Below are 20,886 nucleotides of genomic sequence, written 5' to 3' on the forward strand. Positions count from 1 at the left end.
GCGTCGCGCCGTCGTGCGGTGTGCGCGCCCTTGAGGTCCGCATCGGTACACCGTTCTGGGAGCGTGAGTCGGTTGGCACTTTCCGAGGTTCGCAACGAGGTCCGCCTGCCGGTCACGGCCGCCCAACTCGGCGTGTGGGTGGCTCAGCGGCTGACACCGGAAAGCCCCCTCTACCAGTGCGCCGTCCACTTCGACTCCGCCCCGCTCGACATCGAGGTGCTGCGCGACTCCGTCGCCCTGGCCGTGGCCGAGACCGAGGCGCTGCGTGCCCGGTTCGGTGACGACGGTGAGGTTCACCAGGTCGTCGCCGGCGCGGTGGACGCCCCGGTGGACGTCGTCGATCTCAGGGCCGCGGACGATCCGGAGGCCGCCGCCCGCGCCTGGATGGACCAGGACCTGGCCACCGTGCCCGATCTGGAGGCGGGGCCGCTGTTCCGGCACGCGCTGCTGGTTCTCTCCGACGAGCGGCACTTCTTCTACCTGCGCTACCACCACATCGTCCTGGACGGCTTCGGCCAGACCCGCTACCTGGGCCGCCTGGCCAGGATCTACACGGCGCTGCTCGGCGGCGAGCAGCCCGACCCGGCCCGCCCCCGCGGGCTCGACGTGCTCGTGGCCGAGGAGCGCGCCTACCAGGACTCGACGCACCACGCGAACGACCGTGCCCTCGTGCTGGAGCGGCTGGCCGGCGTCGAGGAGCGCCAGAGCCTGACCGAGGGCGTGGCCGGCGCCTCGCCGCGCGCCCTGCGTCTGAGCACCGTCCTGCCGTCCGAGCTGACCGGCGCGCTCACCGCCGTCGGCCACTGGCCGGCCGTCATCGCCGCGGCCACCGCCGTCTACCACCACCGGATGCTCTCCGTCGACGACGTGGTCCTCGGCATCCCGGTGGCCGCGCGCCGCACCCCGGCCGCGCTCGCCACCCCGTCCATGCTCGCCAACGACCTGCCGCTGCGGCTCACCGTCGGACCCGGCGCCACCTTCACCGAGCTGGTCCGCACCGTCCGCACCGAACTCGGTGTCCTGCTGCGCGCCCAGCGTCTGCGCCGCGAGGAACTGCACGGGGCCCGCGAGCTCACCGGCACGGACGCCGCCCTGTTCGGTACGGCCGTCAACGCCATGTCGTTCGACGCCCGGGTCCGTTTCGGCGAGGCGCTCCTGACCCCCCGCCAGCTGTCCAACGGCCCGGTGGCCGACCTGGCGATGGCCACGTACGGCGATCCCGCCGACGGCGAGGTCGTCCTCGAGATCGCGGCCAATCCCGCGCTGTACACCGAGGACGGACTCCGCGCCCACCAGGAGCGGTTCCTGCGGCTGCTCGGCTCGCTCGCCGACGCCCCCGACGCCCTCGTCGGCCGCGCCGCGCTCCTCGACACCGCGACCGCCGAGCTCCTGCTGCACGCCCCCAACGACACGGCGGGCGAGGTGCCGGGCGCGCTGGTCGACCTCTTCGAGCGGCAGGCCGCCGCGACGCCCGACGCCGTCGCCCTGTGCGCCGACGAGACGCTCACCTACGCGGAGCTCGACGCCCGGGCCAACCGGCTCGCCCGCCTGCTCGCCGAGCGGGGCACGGGCCCCGAGACCCTGGTCGGGGTGGCGCTGCCGCGCACCGCCGGCCTGGTCGTGACGCTGCTCGCCGTCCTGAAGACCGGCGGCGCCTACCTGCCCGTCGACCCCGAACACCCCGCCGACCGGCGCGCGATGGTGCTGGAGGACGCCGCGCCCGGCCTGCTGGTCACCACGACCGGTACCGAGATCCCCGACGGGGTGCCCGCGCTGCTGCTGGACACGGTGGACCTGCGTGCCGGTGACGCGAGTCCGCTCGGCCGTCCGCAGGACCCGCGCTCCACCGCGTACGTGATCTACACCTCCGGCTCCACGGGGCGCCCCAAGGGCGTGGTCCTGGAGCGGTCCGCCATGGACAACTTCCTCCAGGCGATGGCCCTCGCCGTGCCCGTCGACGCCACGGACCGGCTGCTCGCCGTGACCACGGTGAGCTTCGACATCGCCGTACTGGAGATCTTCCAGCCGCTCCTCGCCGGCGCCCGCGTGGTGCTCGCGAGCCGCGACGAGGTGCTCGACCCGGATGCGCTGCGGGCGGTCGTCGAGCGCGAGGGCATCACCGTCATGCAGGCCACCCCCAGCCTGTGGCAGCCGCTGATCGAGACGCGGCCGGAGGTCTTCGCCGGTGTGCGCGTGCTCACCGGCGGCGAGGCGCTGCCCCAGTCACTGGCGGACCCGCTGGCCGAGCACGCCGCGAACGTCACCAACATGTACGGCCCCACCGAGACCACCGTCTGGTCGATGACCGCGCCCGTCGCCCCCGACGGCGGCCCCGTCACCCTCGGCGCGCCGATCCTCAACACCCAGGTGTACGTGCTCGACGGGGCTCTGCGGCCGGTGCCCGCCGGATACAGCGGCGAGCTGTACATCGCCGGTCACGGCGTGGCCCGCGGCTACCGCGGCCGGCCGGGCCTGACCGCCGAGCGCTTCGTCGCCAACCCCTACGGCCCCGGGCGCATCTACCGCACCGGTGACCTGGTGCGCCGTGAGCACGACGGCTCCTTCACCTACCTGTCCCGCCTCGACCACCAGGTCAAGGTGCGCGGCTTCCGCATCGAACTCGGCGACATCGAGGCCGCGCTGCTCGCCCACCCGCCGGTCGAGCGGGCCGCCGTGCTGATGCGCGAGGACCGGCCGGGCGACAAGCGTCTGGTGGCGTACGTCGTCTCGCCTCAGGGCGACTCGCCGGCGCTGCGCGAGCACCTCGCCGGCACGCTGCCCGAGTACATGGTGCCCGGTGCCGTCGTGGTCCTCGACGCGCTGCCGCTGACCCCCAACGGCAAGCTGGACCGCCGGGCGCTGCCCGCCCCCGTACGTGTCGCGCTGTCCGACGGCCGCGCCCCGCGCACCGACCTGGAAGCACGTCTGTGCGCCCTGTACGCCACCGTGCTCGGCGTCGAGTCCGTCACCGTCGACGACGACTTCTTCACCATCGGCGGCACCTCCCTGTCCGCCACCCGCGTCGTCAGCCGGGCCGCCCTCGAAGGCCTCACCGTGTCCGTCCGCGACCTGTTCCGGGCCCGCACCGTCGCCCGGCTCGCGCCGGCCTGCACGGTGGGCGGACCGGCCTCCGGCACGGCCGTCGCCACCGAGCTGCCCGCCGCGCTGCCGCAGGCGGAACTGGCCGGGCTGCTCACCGGCCCCGGCGTGGTGGAGGTGCTGCCCCTGACGCCGTTGCAGGACGGGATCGTCGTGCACAGCCTCACCACGGACGAGGACCGCCACGTCTACAGCGTGCGCGTCAGCCTCGACCTGGACGGCGACGTGGACGCCGAGCGGCTGCGCGCCGCGGTCGGCACCGTCGTCGCCCGGCACCCGGTGCTGCGCTCCGCGATCGCCCACGAGAACGTGAGCCGTCCCGTGCTCGTGGTGCACGCGGAAGCCACCGTGCCCTGGCGCGTCCACGATCTGCGCGGCCGGGCCGACCGGCTCGACGCGGTGCTGCGCGCCGAGAGCGCGGAGCCCTTCGACCTCGCCGCCGCGCCGCTGCTGCGCGCCGCCCTGCTGCGGCTCGACGAGGGCTGGCGGCTCGTGGTCACCGGGCACCACGCCGTCCTGGACGGCTGGTCGGTACCCGTGCTCCTCGGCGAGGTGCTGCGCGCCTACGCCGGCGGCGACCCGGGCGCCGAGCCCCGCCCCTACCGCGATCACCTCGCCTGGCTGGCCGCACAGGACCACGAGGAGTCCGCCGCCGCATGGGGCGAGGCCCTCACCGGGGTCCGGCCGACCCTGGTGGGTGCGGCGCACGGGCCCGCCGAAGAGGCGGTACGGCTGGAAGGCGCGCTGGACGCCGCGACCACCGCGGGTGTGACGCGGGCCGCCCGTGACCTGGGCGTCACCGTCAACTCCCTGGTGCAGGCCGCCTGGTCCGTCGCCCTGCGCGAGCTGACCGGCCGGGACGACGTGGTGTTCGGCATCACCGCGGCCGGCCGGTCCGCCGAGGTACCGGGCTCGGCCGGGATGATCGGCCTGTTCGTCAACACCGTCCCGCTGCGCGCCCGTCCGGGCTCCGGCCGCACCCTGGCCGAGCTGGCCCGGTCCGTCCAGGACGACCAGGCCGACCTGCTCGCGCACCAGTACCTGCCGCTGGTCGACGTGCAGCGGGCGGCCGGTGTCTCCTCGCTCTTCGACACCGTCGTCGCCTTCCAGAACTACCCGGTGGACCGGGCCGCGCTGGACGCGACGGCCCGCGAGGGCGGCCTGGTGGCGGGCGACGCCGACGTCACCGACGTCAACCACTACCCGCTCACGCTCACCGCCGTACCCGGCGAGCGGCTCACGGCCCGCCTCGTGTGCCGGCCGCACCTGTTCGACCCGGCCGCCGCACAGACGCTCCTCGACCGGTTCACCGGCACCCTCGCGACGCTCGCCGACGCCCCCGCCACGCTCGTCGGCGAGCTGGTCCCGGACCGCGGTCCCGCGGCCGCCGAGGACGTGCGCGACCTGGCCGAGCTGCGCGGCTTCCGCTTCGACCCGGCCGAGGTGGAGGCCGTCCTCGCGGCGCACCCGGACGTGGTGCGCGCCGCCGCCGTGGTCCGCGAGGACGCCCCCGGCGAGCGCCGGCTCGTCGGCTACGTGGTGCCCCGCCACGGCGTCACGGTCGACGTCCCGGCCCTGCGCGACGCGGTCGCCGCCGAACTGCCGGACTACATGGTCCCCTCGGTCCTGGTCACCCTGGACACCCTGCCGCCCGCGCCCGGCGGCGGCGTCGACCGGCGTGCGCTGCCCGTTCCGGTGATCGCCGGAACGGCGCCCCGCGCCCCGCAGACCCCCGCGCAGGAACTGCTGTGCGAGCTGTACGCGGAGGTGCTCGGCCTCGACGACGTCGGCATCGACGACGACTTCTTCGCGCTCGGCGGCGACAGCATCCTCGGCTTCCGGCTGCTGAGCCGCGCCCGCGCCCGCGGGGTCTCGTTCGGCTTCCGCGACATGTTCGAGCTGCGCACGGTGGCCGCGCTCGCCGAGGTCTGCTCGGCGTACGAACCGGTCGCCGCGCCCGCCGCGATCACCCTGCCCGTGTCCGCGGACGAGGCCGCGCGGCTGGCCGCCGAGCCCGGCGTCGAGGCCGTGCTCCCGCTCTCGCCCAACCAGCAGGGCCTGCTGTTCCACCACGCCTTCGACGACGCCGACGCCGACCCGTACACCCTTCAGGTCGTCCTCGACTTCGCCGCGCCCCTGGACCCCGCACGGCTGTCCGCCGCCCTCGACCGGGTGCTGCTGCGCCACGAGGCGCTGCGCGTCTCCTTCCGCAGCACCGAGGAACAGGGGTCGGTGCAGCTCGTGCACGAGGCACCGGCCGTGCCGGTGCGCGAGGCCGACGCGGCCGACGACGCCGCGTTCGCCGCCCTGCTCGACGAGGACCGTGCCACCCGGTTCGACCTGAGCCGCCCGCCGCTGGTGCGGGCGGCCGCCGTGCGCCGCGCCGACGGCACGGGCTCCCTCGTCCTGACGATGCACCACATCGTGGTGGACGGCTGGTCGCTGCCGATCGTCGCCCAGGACCTGTTCGCCGCGTACGCGGATCCGGACGCCGTACCCGGGACGGCCGGCCCGGCCCGCTACCGCGACCACCTCGCGTGGCTCGACGGCACCGACCGCGCCGCGTCGCTCGACGTGTGGCGGACGGCGCTCGCCGAGGTCACCGAGCCGTCGCGGGTCGCCACCGGTCACGGCGACCGGGTCCTGGAGCCGGTGCGCCAGGAGCACCTGCTCAGCGCCGCGGACACCACCGCGCTGGCCGTGGCCGCCCGCCGGCACGGTGTCACCGTCAACACCCTGGTGCAGGCCGCCTGGGCCGTCGTGCTGCGCGGCCTGACCGGCCGGGACGAGGCCCTGTTCGGCGTCACCGTGGCCGGCCGCCCGGCCGAACTGGAGGGCGCAGGCGACCTGGTGGGCCTGTTCATCAACACCGTGCCGCTGTCGGTGCGTCTGGACGCGGGCGAAGCCCTCGGCGATCTCGCCGTACGGCTCGGCCGCGAGCAGTCCGCGCTGCTCGACCACCACCATGTGGCGCTCGGCGACATCCAGCGCGCCCTGGGCATGGGCGAGCTCTTCGACACCCTGCTGAGTTTCGAGAACTACCCGCTGGACCCGGCCGGGATCACCGCTCGCGCCCGGGCCGCCGGCCTCGACCTGGCCGACGCCCGCGTCCGCGACGGCAGCCACTTCGCCATCAGCGTCGTCGTCGAGCCCGGGGAGCGGATGCGGCTGCGGGTACGCCATCAGCCGCAGCTGGTGGACGAGGTCACCGCGCAGGCCGCCGGCGCGGAACTGCTCGCGACGCTGCGGGCCTTCGCCTCCGCGCCCGGGCTGCCGCTCGGCCGGCTCGCGAGGCTGGAGGAGGACAGGCACGTGGCGGCGGCCGCGACGCCGGCCGCGAACGCGACGCCTGCCACGAACGCGACGCCTGGCACGCAGGCGACGCCGGCCGCGAACGCGACGCCTGCCACGAACGCGACGCTGCCCGCGCTGTTCGCCGCGCAGGTGGCCCGCACCCCGGACGCGCCCGCCGTCCTCGCCGGCGGCGAGAGCCTCACCTACCGGCAGCTCGACCGGCGCTCCAACGCCCTGGCCGCCGAACTCGTCGCGCACGGCGCCGGTCCCGGCAGCCTGGTCGCGGTGCTGCTGCCCCGCTCGGTGGACCTGATGGTCGCACTGCTCGGCGTACTGAAGTCCGGTGCCGCCTACGTGCCGGTGGACCCGGCCTATCCGGCCGACCGCATCGCCGTGATCCTGGAGGACAGCGCCCCCGCGCTCGCCGTCACCGCCGACCCGGCGCTCGTGCCCGCGGGCCTCGCCACCGTGCGGCCCACCGCCGCCGAGGCGGACGGGACCGGCCGCGCGCCACGGCCGGAGGACGCCGCGTACGTCATCTTCACCTCCGGCTCCACCGGCCGCCCCAAGGGCGTCGTCGTCGAGCACCGTGCGCTGGGGGCCTATGCGGCGCGCGCGGCCACGGCCTATCCGGACGCGGCGGGAACCGCCCTCGCGCACACCTCGGTCTCCTTCGACCTCACCATCACCTGCCTCTACACCCCGCTGGTCGCGGGCGGCCAGGTGCACATCGCCGAGCTGCCGGACGCGATCGGCGCCGCACGGCCCACCTTCCTGAAGGGCACGCCCAGCCATCTGCGGCTGCTCGGCACGCTGCCCGACGAGGTGTCGCCGACCGGCACGCTGGTGCTCGGCGGCGAGGCGCTGCGCGGCGAGATGCTGGCCGACTGGCGTGCCGCGCACCCCGACGCGACCGTCGTCAACGCCTACGGGCCGACCGAGGCGACCGTCAACGCCATGGAGTTCCGCATCGCCCCGGGTGAGCCGCTGGCCGACGGCCCGGTGCCGATCGGCCGCGCGTTCCCGTACGCCCGTGTGCACCTGCTCGACAGCGGACTGCGGCCCGTACGCCCCGGTGCGCGCGGTGAGCTCTACCTCGCGGGCGAGGGGCTGGCCCGAGGCTACCTGGGGCTGCCCGGCCAGACCTCGCACCGCTTCGTGGCCGATCCGTTCGGCCCGGCGGGCAGCCGGATGTACCGGACGGGAGACCTGGCCCGGCTGCGGCCCGACGGCATGATCGAGTACCTCGGCCGGGTCGACGACCAGGTCAAGGTGCGGGGCTTCCGCATCGAACTCGGCGAGGTGGAGGCCGCGGCCGAGGCCGTGCCCGGCGTCCGCCGTGCCGCCGCCGCCGTCCGCGGCACCGCCGGTGAACCCCGCCTGGTCGGCTACCTGGTCGCCTCCGGCGAGGTGCGGACCGCCGACGTCGAGGCACGGATGCGCGCGGTGCTGCCCGCCTACATGGTGCCCGCCGCGTTCGTCGTCCTGGACGAGCTGCCGCTCACCCCCAACGGCAAGGTGGACCGGGCGGCCCTGCCCGAGCCCGCCGCCACCGCGGGCACGGCTGCCGGCCGCACCGCCTCGGGGCACCTGGAAGAGCCGCTGCTGGCCCTGTTCCGGGATGTGCTGGGGCGTGAGGACGTGGGGGTCGACGACGATTTCTTCGCGTTGGGCGGGGATTCGATCATGTCGATCCAGTTGGTGGGTCGTGCGCGTGCGGCGGGGGTGCGGTTCTCGGCGCGGCATGTTTTCGAGCACCGCACCCCGGCCGGTCTCGCGGCCGCCCTGGGGGGTGGCGAGAGGCCGTTGGTGCGGCGGCTCGTGGGGTTGTTCCGGGATGTGCTGGGGCGTGAGGACGTGGGGGTCGACGACGATTTCTTCGCGTTGGGCGGGGATTCGATCATGTCGATCCAGCTGGTGGGTCGTGCGCGTGCGGCGGGCGTGCGGTTCTCGGCGCGGCACGTCTTCGAGCACCGCACCCCGGCCGGTCTCGCCGCCGCACTCGGGGAGCAGGGACCGCGGGAGGCCGGCGCCGCAGCAGTGCCGGGGCCGCGGGAGGCCGGCGCGGCAGCCGTGCCGGGTCCGCGGAACGCGCCGTTGCTGCCGCTGATGAGTCGGCTCGTCACCCGGGGCCGGTTCGACCAGTACCACCAGTCCGTCACCCTGACCCTGCCCCCGACGACCCGCGAACACCTGGCCGCCGCGCTCGGCGCGCTCGTCGAGCGGCACGAGGCGCTGCGGATGCGCGTCGCGAACGGCGAGGGATTCACGGTCGAGCCGGTGGACGACGGGTCCGCGTTCGCGGACGCCCTCCTCACCCGGGTCGACGCCGCCCCGGACACGACCGACGAGGAGGCCACCGCCCTCGCCGCCGCGCACACCGCCGCGGCCCGCGACGGCCTCGACCCGGCCGCCGGCCGGATGCTGCGGGCCGTGTGGATCGACCGCGGCCCCCGGCGCCCCGGCCGGCTGCTGCTCGTCGTGCACCACCTGGCCGTCGACGGTGTGTCCTGGCGCATCCTCGCGCCCGACCTCGCCGAGGCCTGGACGGCGGTCACCGAGGGCCGCCGTCCCGAACTCGGCCCGGTCGGCACCTCGCTCGCCCAGTGGGCGGGCGCCGTCACCGCGCTGCCCGCCGACGACGCCGCACACTGGCGCGAACTCCTCGCCACGGAGGACCCGCTGCTCGGCGACCGGCCCCTCGACCCTGCCCGCGACCTGCGCGGCGACGCCGGACGGCGCACCGTGCGGGTGCCCGCCGACGTGACCGGCGCGCTGCTCGGCTCCCTGCCCGCCGCCTTCCACGCCGGGCCGGACGACGTCCTGCTGACGGCGCTCGCCGCCGCCGTACCGCTGTGGCGCGGCGACCGTGCCGGACTCCTCGTGGACGTGGAGAGCCACGGCCGCCACGAGGAACTGGTGCCGGACGCCGACCTCTCCCGTACCGTCGGCTGGTTCACCGTCACCCACCCCGTGCGCCTGGACACCGCGACGGCCGGTCCTGACGCCGTCCTGGCGGGCACGGACGCGGCGGGCGACGCCCTGCGCGCCGTGAAGGAGCAGCTGCGCACCACCCCGCGCCACGGCGTCGGCCACGGCCTCGCCCGGTACTCCGACCCCGCCACCGCGGCGGAGTTCGCGGCACTGCCCGAGGCGCAGATCGGCTTCAACTACCTGGGCCGCGTCAGCCTCGCCGGCGCGCTCGCACCCGGCTGGGAGCTGGCCGCCGTCGGCGCCGACGACGCCCCCGACGTACCCCTCTCGCACACGGTCGAGGTCAACGTCGCCGCCCACGAAGGCCCCGGGGGAACCGAACTCGTCGCCACCTGGACCTGGGCCCGTGCCCTGGTCGCGGACGCCGACGCCGCCCGCCTCGCCGACCTGTGGGACAGCGCGCTGCGCGGCCTCGCCGCACACGGGCAGCGGCCGGACGCCGGCGGCCGCACCCCGTCCGACCTGCTCGTCACCCTCACCCAGGAGGAGATACGCGAGCTGGAGGCCGACCCGGACGTCGCCGACCTGCTGCCGCTCGCCCCCCTCCAGGAAGGCCTGCTCTTCCACCACCAGTACGGCGACGGCGCCGACGACCCGTACATCTCCCAGCTCCGCGTGGAACTCACCGGCGCACTCGACCGGACCCGGCTGCGCGCCGCCGCCGCCGAGGTGCAGCGCCGCCACCCCGCGCTGCGGGCCGCCTTCCGCCGCACCGCACAGGGCACGCCCGTCCAGGTCGTCCTCGCGCACCCCCCGCTCGACTTCACCGAGGTCGCGCTGACCGACCGCGGCGAGCTGGACGCGGTCTGCGCCGCCGACCGCCACCGCGGCTTCGACATCACCGCCGCGCCCCTGATCCGCTGGACGCTCGCCTCGCTCGGCGAGCACCACACCCTCGTGGCCACCGCCCACCACAGTGTCCGCGACGGCTGGTCCATGCCCATCGTGATGCGCGATCTGATGGCCCACTACCTGGGCGACCCCCTGCCGCAGGCCCGCCCGCACCGCGCCCACCTGGACTGGCTGGCCCGCCAGGACCGCACGGCCGCCGAGGCCGCGTGGGGCGAGGCGCTCGCCGGACTCGACGGCGGCACCCTGCTGTCCACCGGACCGGCCCCGGCCGGACAGGAGCCCGGACGGCTCGACCTGACCGTCGACGGTCTCGACGTCAGGGCCGCGGCCCGCCGCCTCGGCGTCACCGTCAACACCCTCGTCCAGAGCGCCTGGCTGCTGCTCGTGGCCCGGCTCACCGGACGCGACGACGTCGTCACCGGCACCACCGTCAGCGGCCGGCCCGCCGACCTGCCCGGCGCCACCGACATGGTCGGGCTGTTCGCCAACACCGTGCCGCTGCGGGCGACGCTGCGCGCCGACGAGTCCGTCGGCGACTTCGCCCGCCGCCTCCAGCTGGAGCAGGCCCGCCTGACCGACCACCACCACCTCGGCCTGGTGGAGATCCGCCGCCTGGCCGGACACGGCGAACTCTTCGACACCTCGATGGTGTTCGAGAACTATCCGCTGGACGTCGACGCCCTGACCGCCGTGGCCCGCCGCGCCGGACTGGAGGCGGGCGAGGTCGCCCACCACGCCGTCACCCACTACGCCCTCGCCATGGAGGCCGGCCCGAGCGCCGACGGGCTGCGGCTCCGCATCCACCACCGCACCGACGTGCTGGGCCCCGAACAGGCGGCTCAGATCGCCGAGTTGCTGCCGAGACTGCTGCGCACCGTCGTCAGCGACCCCGCGACCCCGGTCGGCCGGATCCCCGGGTACGCCCCCGACGCCCTCCTCGCGCTCGGCGAGGGACCCGAGGACAGCGGCGACCCGCGCACCTGGCCCGAGCTCTTCCTCGACCGGGTCCGCCGCACACCCGACGCGCCGGCCGTCGTCTCCGGCACCCAGACCCTCACCTTCGGCGAACTCGCCGCCCGCGCCGGCGCCCTGGCCCGGCTGCTGGCCGAGGCCGGCGTCGACACCGAGAAGCGGGTGGGCCTCGTCCTGCCGCGCTCCGTCGACCTGGTCGTCGCCCTGCACGCGGTCGCCCTCGCGGGCGGTGCCTTCGTGCCCGTCGACCCGGCCCACCCGGCCGAGCGCATCGCGCAGACCCTCACCGACGCGGCGCCCGTCCTCGTCCTCACCACCACCGGTACCGCCGTGCCCGCCACCGGTGCGCCCCGCCTCGACGTCGACACGCTCGACCTGACCGGCGAGACGCTGGTGCGGCCGGTGCGCGCCGGGCAGGCCGCCTACGTCATCTACACCTCCGGCTCCACCGGCCGCCCCAAGGGCGTCGTCGTCACCCACGCCGGCATCCCCGGCCTGGCCCGCGCCCAGAAGGCCGGCTTCGACGTCGACGAGAGCGCCCGCGTCCTGCAGTTCGCCTCGCCCGGCTTCGACGCGTCCGTCTCCGAGGTGGCCGTCACCCTGCTGGCGGGGGCCTGCCTGGTCGTGGCCCCCCGGGAGGAGCTGCTGCCCGGCGCCCCGCTGGCCCGCACCGTCGCCGCGCACGGCGTCACCCACGCCACGCTGCCGCCGGCCGCGCTGCGTGAACTGCGCCCCGACGACCTGCCGACCCTGCGCAGCCTCGCCGTCGCCGGTGAACAGTGCCCGCCGCAGGTCGCCGAGGTGTGGTCGGCCGGACGGCGCGTGATCAACGCGTACGGGCCGACCGAGACGACCGTGTGCGCCACCATGAGCGCCCCGCTGGCCGGCTTCGGCGTCCCGCCGATCGGCACCGCCCTGCCGGGCCTCGCCGTCCGCGTCCTCGACGCCCACCTCCAGCCCGTGCCGACCGGCGTGGTGGGGGAGCTGTACGTGTCCGGCGCGGGACTCGCCCGGGGCTACCTGGACCGGCCGGGCCTGTCCGCCGAACGTTTCGTCGCCGACCCCTTCGGCGCCCCGGGCACCCGCATGTACCGCACCGGCGACCAGGTCGCCCGGCGCGAGGACGGGCAACTGGTCTACGTAGGCCGCGCCGACCGCCAGATCAAACTGCGCGGCTTCCGCATCGAGCCCGGCGAGATCGAGGCGGCCGTCACCCGGGCCCCCGAGGTCGCCGCGAGCGCCGTCGTCGTCCGCGAGGACCGGCCCGGCGACCGCCGCGTGGTCGCCTACGCGGTGCCCGCCCCCGGCGCCACCGTCGTCCCCGGGACGCTGCGCGCCCGGCTGCGCGAGGTGCTGCCCGACCACATGGTCCCGGCCGCCGTCGTCGTCCTCGACCGGATCCCGGTCACCGTCAACGGCAAGCTGGACCAGGCAGCCCTGCCCGCCCCCCGCTACGACTCCGCCTCGGGCCGAGCCGGCGGCGACCCGGTCGAGGAACTGCTCGCCGGTGTCTTCGCCGAGGTGCTCGGCGTGGACCGGGTCGGCCCGGACGACTCCTTCTTCGACCTGGGCGGCCACTCCCTGCTCGCCATGCGCCTGGTCGCCCGGGTGGGCGCCGTGCTCGGCACGGAACTCACCGTGCGCGAGGTCTTCGAGACACCCACCGTGCGCGCCCTCGCCCGGACCGCCGCGGGCGGCCCGCGGACCACCGGCCCCGCCCCCGGCGACCTGCCGCGCCCCGAGCGGCTGCCCCTGTCGTACGCCCAGCAGCGGCAGTGGTTCCTCGACCGCTTCGACGGCACGCACTCCGCCTACCACATCCCCATGGCGCTCCGGCTGACCGGCGCACTCGACGAGTCGGCGCTCGCCGGCGCCCTCGACTCCCTGGTCGCCCGGCACGAGAGCCTGCGCACCCTGATCGCCGAGGACGAGGACGGCCCGTACCAGCGGATCGTGACCACCACGCCGCGCTGCGAGCGGACCCCGGTCACCGAGGACGGCCTGGACGCGGCGCTGCGCGAGGCCGTCGCCCGGCCCTTCGACCTGACCACCGAGACACCGGTGCGCGTCCACCTGTTCGCGGTCGGGCCCGACGAGCACGTCCTGCTCGTCGTGGTCCACCACATCGCCGGCGACGGCGCGTCCGTGCAGGTGCTCGCCCGCGACCTCGTCGCCGGCTACCGCTCCCTCCTCGACGGCGACACGCCCGAACAGGCGGACGCGGCACCGCAGTACGCCGACTTCGCGCTGTGGCAGCGCTCGGCGCTCGGCACCGAGGACGACCCCGACTCCCTGCTGAGCCGCCAGCTCGACCACTGGACGGCCGCGCTCGACGGACTGCCCGAGGAACTGGCGCTGCCCGCCGACCGGCCCCGCCCGGCCGCCGGACCGCACCGGGCGGGCCGCCACCGCCTGGAGATCCCGGCCGCCCTGCACGCCGACCTCGCCCGCAGCGCCAAGGAGCTGAGGGCCACGCCGTTCATGGTGGTGCAGGCCGCGCTCGCGGCCCTGCTCTCCCGGCTCGGCGCGGGCACCGACATCCCGCTCGGCTCCCCCGTCGCCGGACGCTCCCACGCGTCGCTGACGGACGTGGTGGGCCTGTTCGCCAACACGCTGGTGCTGCGCACCGACGTGTCCGGCGCCCCGAGCTTCACCGCCCTCGTGGAGCGGGTGCGGGAGAGCGACCTGGCCGCGTTCGCGCACCAGGACGTGCCGTTCGAGCGGCTCGTCGAGGCGCTGCGGCCCGAGCGCTCCGCCGCCCGCCACCCGCTGTTCCAGGTGGTCCTGGAATGGGGTGACGACGACACCCGCGCCCTGGACTCCCTGCGCGAACTGCCCTCGCTCGACGTCGCACCCCTGCACCTGACCGTGGACACGGCCAAGTTCGACCTGGTCTGGCACCTGCGCCCGCGCCACACCGCCGAGGACGCCCCGGCCGGTATCGCGGTGGACCTGGAGTACAGCGCCGACCTGTTCGACGCCGCCACCGTCGCGACCCTCGGCGACCGGCTGGTCCGGCTGCTGGGCGCCGCGCTCGCCGAGCCCGAGCGCCCGGTCACCGACCTGGACGTCCTCTTCGCCGACGAGCGGGAGCTGCTGCGCACCGACTGGGCGCACACCCCCGCCGCGCCGGGCGAGCCCCTGCGCGCCGACGACACGATCGTCGCCCGCTTCGAGGCGGCCGCCGCCGCCCGGCCCGACGCCGTCGCCGTCACGGGTGAGGACGAACAGGGCCGGCCCGTTTCCCTGACGTACGGCCAGCTCAACGCCCGGGTCAACCGGCTCGCCGCTCTCCTGCGGGAACGGGGCGCCGCGCCCGAGCGGATCGTCGCCCTCGCCCTGCCCCGGGTGAGCGACCTGGTGACGGCCGTGCTCGCGGTCCTCAAGACCGGCGCCGGCTACCTGCCGGTCGACCCGGCCTACCCCGCCGAGCGCGTGGCCCTGCTCCTCGGCGACAGCCGGCCCGTGGTCACCGTCGGTACCCGCGCCACCGCGGCCGCCCTCGGCGGCGACGACACCTGGCTCGCCCTCGACGACGAGGACGTGGTCGCGGACCTCGCCGCACGGGACGCGGCCGACCCGCCGCCCGCCGCCGGCGCCGACCACGCCGCGTACGTCATCTACACCTCCGGCTCCACCGGCACCCCCAAGGGCGTGGTGGTCACCCACCGCAACGTGCTGCGCCTCTTCGACGCCACCGACCACTGGTTCGGCTTCGGCGCCGACGACGTGTGGACGCTCTTCCACTCCTACGCCTTCGATTTCTCGGTCTGGGAGCTGTGGGGCCCGCTGCTGCACGGCGGCCGGCTCGTGGTGGTGCCGCACGCCGTCAGCCGCGAGCCGAGCGCCTTCCTCGCCCTCCTGGAGCGCGAACGCGTCACGGTTCTCAACCAGACCCCGTCCGCCTTCCACGAGCTGATCCGCGCCGACGAGGCCGTGGACGGCGCCGACCTCGCGCTGCGCTACGTCGTCTTCGGCGGCGAGGCCCTCGACCCGGCCCGGCTCCTGCCCTGGTACGAGCGGCACGCCGACGACGGCCCGCTGCTGGTCAACATGTACGGCATCACCGAGACCACCGTGCACGTCACCCACCGGGCGCTCGGCGCCGACGAGGTGCGGGCCGGAGGGGCGGCCGGCGCCATCGGCGTCGGCATCCCCGACCTCGGGGTGCACGTCCTCGACGAACGGCTGCGGCCCGTGCCGCCCGGCGTCGTGGGCGAGATGTACGTCTCCGGCGCGGGCGTCGCCCGCGGTTACGCCCACCGCCCGGGCCTGACCTCGGGCCGCTTCGTCGCCGACCCGTTCGGCGCGCCCGGCACCCGCATGTACCGCTCCGGCGACCTGGCCCGGCGGCGCCCCGACGGCTCGCTCGACTACCTCGGCCGGTCCGACGCCCAGGTGAAGGTGCGCGGCTTCCGCATGGAACTCGGCGAGATCGAGGCGGCACTGCTCGCCCAGGACCCGGTGGCCCAGGCCGCCGTCGTGGTCCGCGAGGACACCCCCGGCGACCAGCGCCTGGTGGCCTACGTGGTCACCGGGGACGGCACGGCACCGACGTCGGCGACCGCGTTGCGCGACGCGGTGGCCGGGACCCTGCCCGCCCACATGGTGCCCTCCGCCGTGGTCGTGCTCGACCGGCTCCCGCTGACCGTCAACGGCAAGCTCGACCGCAAGGCGCTGCCCGCCCCGCAGGCCCCCGCCCGCACGGCGGGCCGCGCCCCCGCGAACCCGGCCGAGCACCTCGTCGCGGACGCCTTCGCCGAGGCGCTCGGCGTGGACCGGGTCGGCGTGGACGACTCCTTCTTCGACCTGGGCGGCCACTCGCTGCTCGCGATGCGCCTGGTCGCCCGGGTACGGGCGGCGCTGGGCGCCGACCTCGGCGTGCGCGACCTGTTCGAGTCGCCGACCCCCGCCGCCCTCGCCCGCCGCGCCGCGGACGCCACGGGCGCGGGACGGCCCGCACCGACCGCGCGCCCGCGCACCGCCCAGGTTCCGCTCTCGTACGCCCAGCAGCGCCTGTGGGTGCTCGAGCGGCTCGGCGGACACGACGGGGCGTACAACATCCCGATCGCGCTGCGCCTGACCGGCACCGTCGACGCGGACCGGCTGCGCGAGGCGCTCGGCGACGTGGTGGCACGGCACGAGAGCCTGCGCACCCTCGTCGACGACCGGGGCGGCGACGGTGCCGACGCCTGGCTGCGGGTGCTGCCCGAGGCCCGGGTCGACCTGCCGGTCGTACCGGTGCGGCCCGAGGACCTGGACGAGCGCGTCGAGGCGGGCGCCGCGGCCGGCTTCGACCTGACCGGCGAAGTGCCGATCCGGGCCCGGCTGTTCGCGGTCGGACCCGACGAGCACGTGCTGCTCGTCGTGGTCCACCACATCGCGGGCGACGGCACCTCCATGCCGGTCCTCGCCAGGGACCTCGCGACCGCCTACGCGGCCCGCCTCGACGGCGCGGCCCCCGCCTGGGAGCCGCTGCCGGTGCAGTACGCCGACTACGCGCGGTGGCAGCGCGAGTTCCTCGGCGACGAGGCGGCCGACGGCGCCGCCGGGAGCGCAGGCGGGAGCGGGACCGGCGGCGACGGCACCGAGATGTCGCGTCAACTCGGCTACTGGAGCGACGCGCTGAGCGGGCTGCCCGAGGAGCTGACGCTGCCCGCCGACCGGCCCCGCCCGGCCGTCGGACCGCACCGCGCGGGCCGGGAGACCTTCGAGGTGCCCGAGGAGCTGTACCGGCGGGTGGGCCGCGTGGCCCGCGAGCTGCGGGCCACGCCGTTCATGGTGGTGCAGGCCGCGCTCGCGGCGCTGCTCTCCCGGCTCGGCGCGGGCACCGACATCCCGCTCGGCTCCCCGGTGGTCTCGCGCTCCGACGCGTCGCTGGCCGACGTGGTCGGCTTCTTCGTCAACACGCTGGTGCTGCGCACCGACGTGTCCGGCGACCCGAGCTTCACCGCACTGGTGGACCGGGTGCGGGAGAGCGACCTGGCCGCGTTCGCGCACCAGGACGTGCCGTTCGAGCGGCTCGTCGAGGCGCTGCGCCCCGAGCGGTCCGCCGCCCGCCACCCGCTGTTCCAGGTGGCGCTCAGCCTCGACAGCGCGGGCGGCACTGCGCTCGCCGAGGCCGGGCGGATGCCCGGACTGACCGTCGAGCCCCGGCCGGTCGCGCCGTCCGTCGCCAAGTTCGACCTCACCTTCACCCTCACCGAGCGGCTCGGCGCCGACGGCACACCGGTCGACTGGAGCGGCGGCGTCGAGTACAGCGCCGACATGTTCGACGCGCCGACGGTGGGACGCCTCGCCCGCCGTCTGGTGCGGTTCCTGGACGTCCTCACCGCGCGGCCGGAGGCACCCGTCTCGGCCCACGACGTCCTGGTGGACGGCGAACGCGAGCGGATCCTCGGCAGCTGGCTGGAGACCCCCGCGCCGGTCGCCCCGGCGAACCTGCCCGACGCCGTCGCCCGCCACGCGGCCGAGCGGCCGGACGCCCCCGCCGTCACCTTCCGGGACACCACGCTCTCGTACGCCGAACTGGACGCGCGAGCCAACCGCTTCGCGCACGCCCTGCTGGCCCGAGGGGTCACCCCCGAGGCACGCGTCGGCGTTCTGATGGAGCGCTCGGACACGCTGGCCGTCACCCTGCTCGGCATCGTCAAGGCGGGCTGCGGCTACGTCCCGCTCGCCCCCGCCAACCCGGACGAGCGCCTGGAGTGGCTGCTCGACCAGGTGCAGGCACCGCTGCTCGTCGTGGACGAGGCGTGCCGCGAGCGGGCCGAAGGGCTGGACCTGCGGGCCGAGCTGATGGACGCCGGGGCCGACGTCTCGCACCTGCCGGCCACCGCGCCCGCCACCCGGGTGGACCCGCGCGGGCTCGCCTACCTGATGTTCACTTCCGGCTCCAGCGGGCTGCCCAAGGGCGTGGCCATCTGCCACGGCGACATCGTCCAGCTCGCCGCCGACCGCTGCTGGGACGGCGTCACCGACCGGGTGCCGCTGCACTCCCCGCACGCCTGGGACGCCTCGATCCTGGAGTTCTGGGTGCCGCTCGTGCGCGGCGGCGAGGTGCTGATCGTGCCGCCCGGCGACCTGGACGTGAGCGACCTGCGCACGCTGATCGCGGACTCCGGCATCACCTCGCTGTTCCTGACCGCCGGCCTGTTCCGGGTGCTCGGCCAGGAGATCCCCGAGGCGTTCGCCGCCCTGCGTCAGGTCGCCACCGGCGGCGACGTGGTCTCCGGCACGGCCGTGCGCCGCATCCTCGAGCACGCACCGCACCTCAGGGTCGTCAACGCCTACGGTCCGACCGAGGTGACCGTGATGGCGCTGTCCCACCGCGTCGACCCGGACGCGCTCGACCCGCGCTCGCACAGCGTGCCCATCGGCCGCTCCCTGGACGCCATGCGGCACTACGTCCTCGACGACGCGCTGCGACCCGTGCCGCCCGGCGTCACCGGCGAGCTGTACGCGGCGGGGGCGGGACTGGCCCGCTGCTACTGGAACCGGCCCGACCTCACCTCCGACCGGTTCGTCGCCGACCCGTACGGCCCGCCCGGCACCCGGATGTACCGCACCGGCGACCTCGCGCGCTGGACGGCAGCGGGGACCGTCGAGTTCGCCGGCCGCGCCGACGAGCAGGTCAAACTGCGCGGCTTCCGGATCGAACTCGGCGAGATCGAGTCCGCGCTGGCCGCCGGCCCCGGCGTCACCGCCTGCGCGGTGATCGTCCGCGAGGACCGGCCCGGCGACAAGCGCCTGGTCGCCTACACGGTGGCCGGGCCCGGCTACGACCGGGTGGAACTCGGCGCCCGCCTGGGCCGCACCCTGCCCGACTACATGGTGCCCGCGGCGATCGTCGAACTGACCGAGCTGCCGCTCACCGCGATCGGCAAGCTGGACCGCAAGGCGCTGCCCGCGCCCGAGTTCGGCAGCGCGGGCGGCCGGACGGCCCGGAACACCGAGGAGGAGATCCTCGTCCGGCTCTTCGCCCAGGTGCTCGGCCTGCCCCCGGAGTCCGTCGACGCCGACAGCGCCTTCTTCGACCTCGGCGGCGACTCCATCATGGCCATCCAGCTGGTCAGTGCCGCCCGCCGGGAGGGCCTCGCCATCACCGGCGCGGACGTCTTCACCCACCGCACCGTCGCCGAACTGGCCCGCGCCGCCGCCGCGGCCGGGGCCCCGGAGCAGGGCGAGCCCGACGAGCCCGTCGGCGCACTGCCCGCCTGGCCGATGCTGCACTGGCTGGCCGAACGGCAGGTCCCGGTGGACCGGTTCAACCAGACCACCGTGCTCAACGCCCCGGCCGCACTCGACCTGGACCGGCTGCACGCCCTGGTCGGCGCGCTGCTCACCCGCCACGACAGCCTCCGGCTCAAGGTGGCCGTCGACGATCCCGCCGACGCCGCCGGCTGGCACGTGGAGATCCCCGCCCCGGACGCCGTACGCGCCGCGGACCGGGTGCTGCGGGTGGACGCGGCGGCGCTGACGCGGAGCGAACTCGACGACGCCGTGCGGGAACACGGCGCGGCGGCCGTCGGGCGGCTCGACCCCGCCGCGGGCGCCATGGTGGAGATCGTCTGGTTCGACCGGGCCGAGCGGCCGGGCCTGCTCCTGGTCGCCGTCAACCACCTGGCGATCGACGGAGTGTCCTGGCGCATCCTGCTGCCGGACCTGTTCCGGGCCTGGGACGACCTCCTGGCCGGCCGGGAGCCGTCGCTCGACGCCGGCGGCACCTCACTGCGCCGCTGGGCGCAGCGGGCCGCCGAACGCGCCCGGTCACCTCGCACCCTGGCCGAACTCGACCACTGGACCGGCACACTGCGCGGCGGCCCCGTTCTCGGCGCCCGCCCGCTGGACGCGGCCGTGGACGTGCTCGCCACCGCGGGACGGCTGCGCCGCACCCTGCCGGCCGAGGTCACCGGGCACCTGCTCACCACCGCCCCGGCCGTGGTCGGCGCGGGCGTGGACGACGTGCTGCTCGCCGGCCTCGCGCTGGCCGAGGCCCGCAGGCGCCGCGACCCGCACACCGCCGTCCTGATCGACGTGGAGAGCCACGGCCGCGAACGCGACGGAGCCATGGACCTGTCCCGCACCACGGGCTGGTTCACCGCCCTGTACCCGGTGCTCCTGGACACCGCCGGCGTCGACCTCGACGAGGCGCTCGCGGGCGGCCATGCCGCCGGAACCGTCCTCAAGCACGTCAAGGAGCAACTGCGGGCGGTGCCGGCACAGGGCCTGGGCTACGGCCTGCTGCGCCACCTCAACCCGGAGACCGCCGCCGCCTTCGACGGGCTGCGCACCGCCGGGATCGGCTTCAACTACCTGGGCCGGTTCGTGGCCGGCGAGACCGGCGACTGGTCGGTCGCCGCGGGGGCGCCGCGCCCCGAGGGCGAGGACCCGGCGACCCCGCTGGCCCACGCCGTCGAGATCAACGCCTACGTCGAGGAGAGCGCCGAGGGACCGCGCCTCGGCGCGACGTGGACGTACGCCCCCGGTGTCCTCACCGAGGACGAGGTCGCCGCGCTCGCCGACGGCTGGTTCGAGGCGCTGACCGCCCTCACGGAGCACGCCCAGCGGCCCGACGCCGGCGGTCTGACCCCGACCGACGTGGGGCTTATAGAGATCACACAGAGCGAGATTGAAGAGTTCGAGGACGAACTGGCCTCGGACTGGGAGATATGA

The 20,886-nt window shown here is 75.9% G+C and carries 1 protein-coding gene; it reads left to right on the top strand.

The window, feature by feature from the left end; translation table 11 throughout:
• Window positions 1-18: 18 nt before the first annotated feature.
• Window positions 19-20,886, top strand: coding sequence for a non-ribosomal peptide synthetase (locus Sco07f_RS07955; RefSeq protein ID WP_108987355.1), 20,868 nt, complete (start codon window positions 19-21; stop codon window positions 20,884-20,886).

Origin of the sequence: Streptomyces coelicoflavus (genome assembly GCF_003112555.1) — a bacterium.
In the GTDB taxonomy this organism is placed as follows: domain Bacteria; phylum Actinomycetota; class Actinomycetes; order Streptomycetales; family Streptomycetaceae; genus Streptomyces; species Streptomyces coelicoflavus.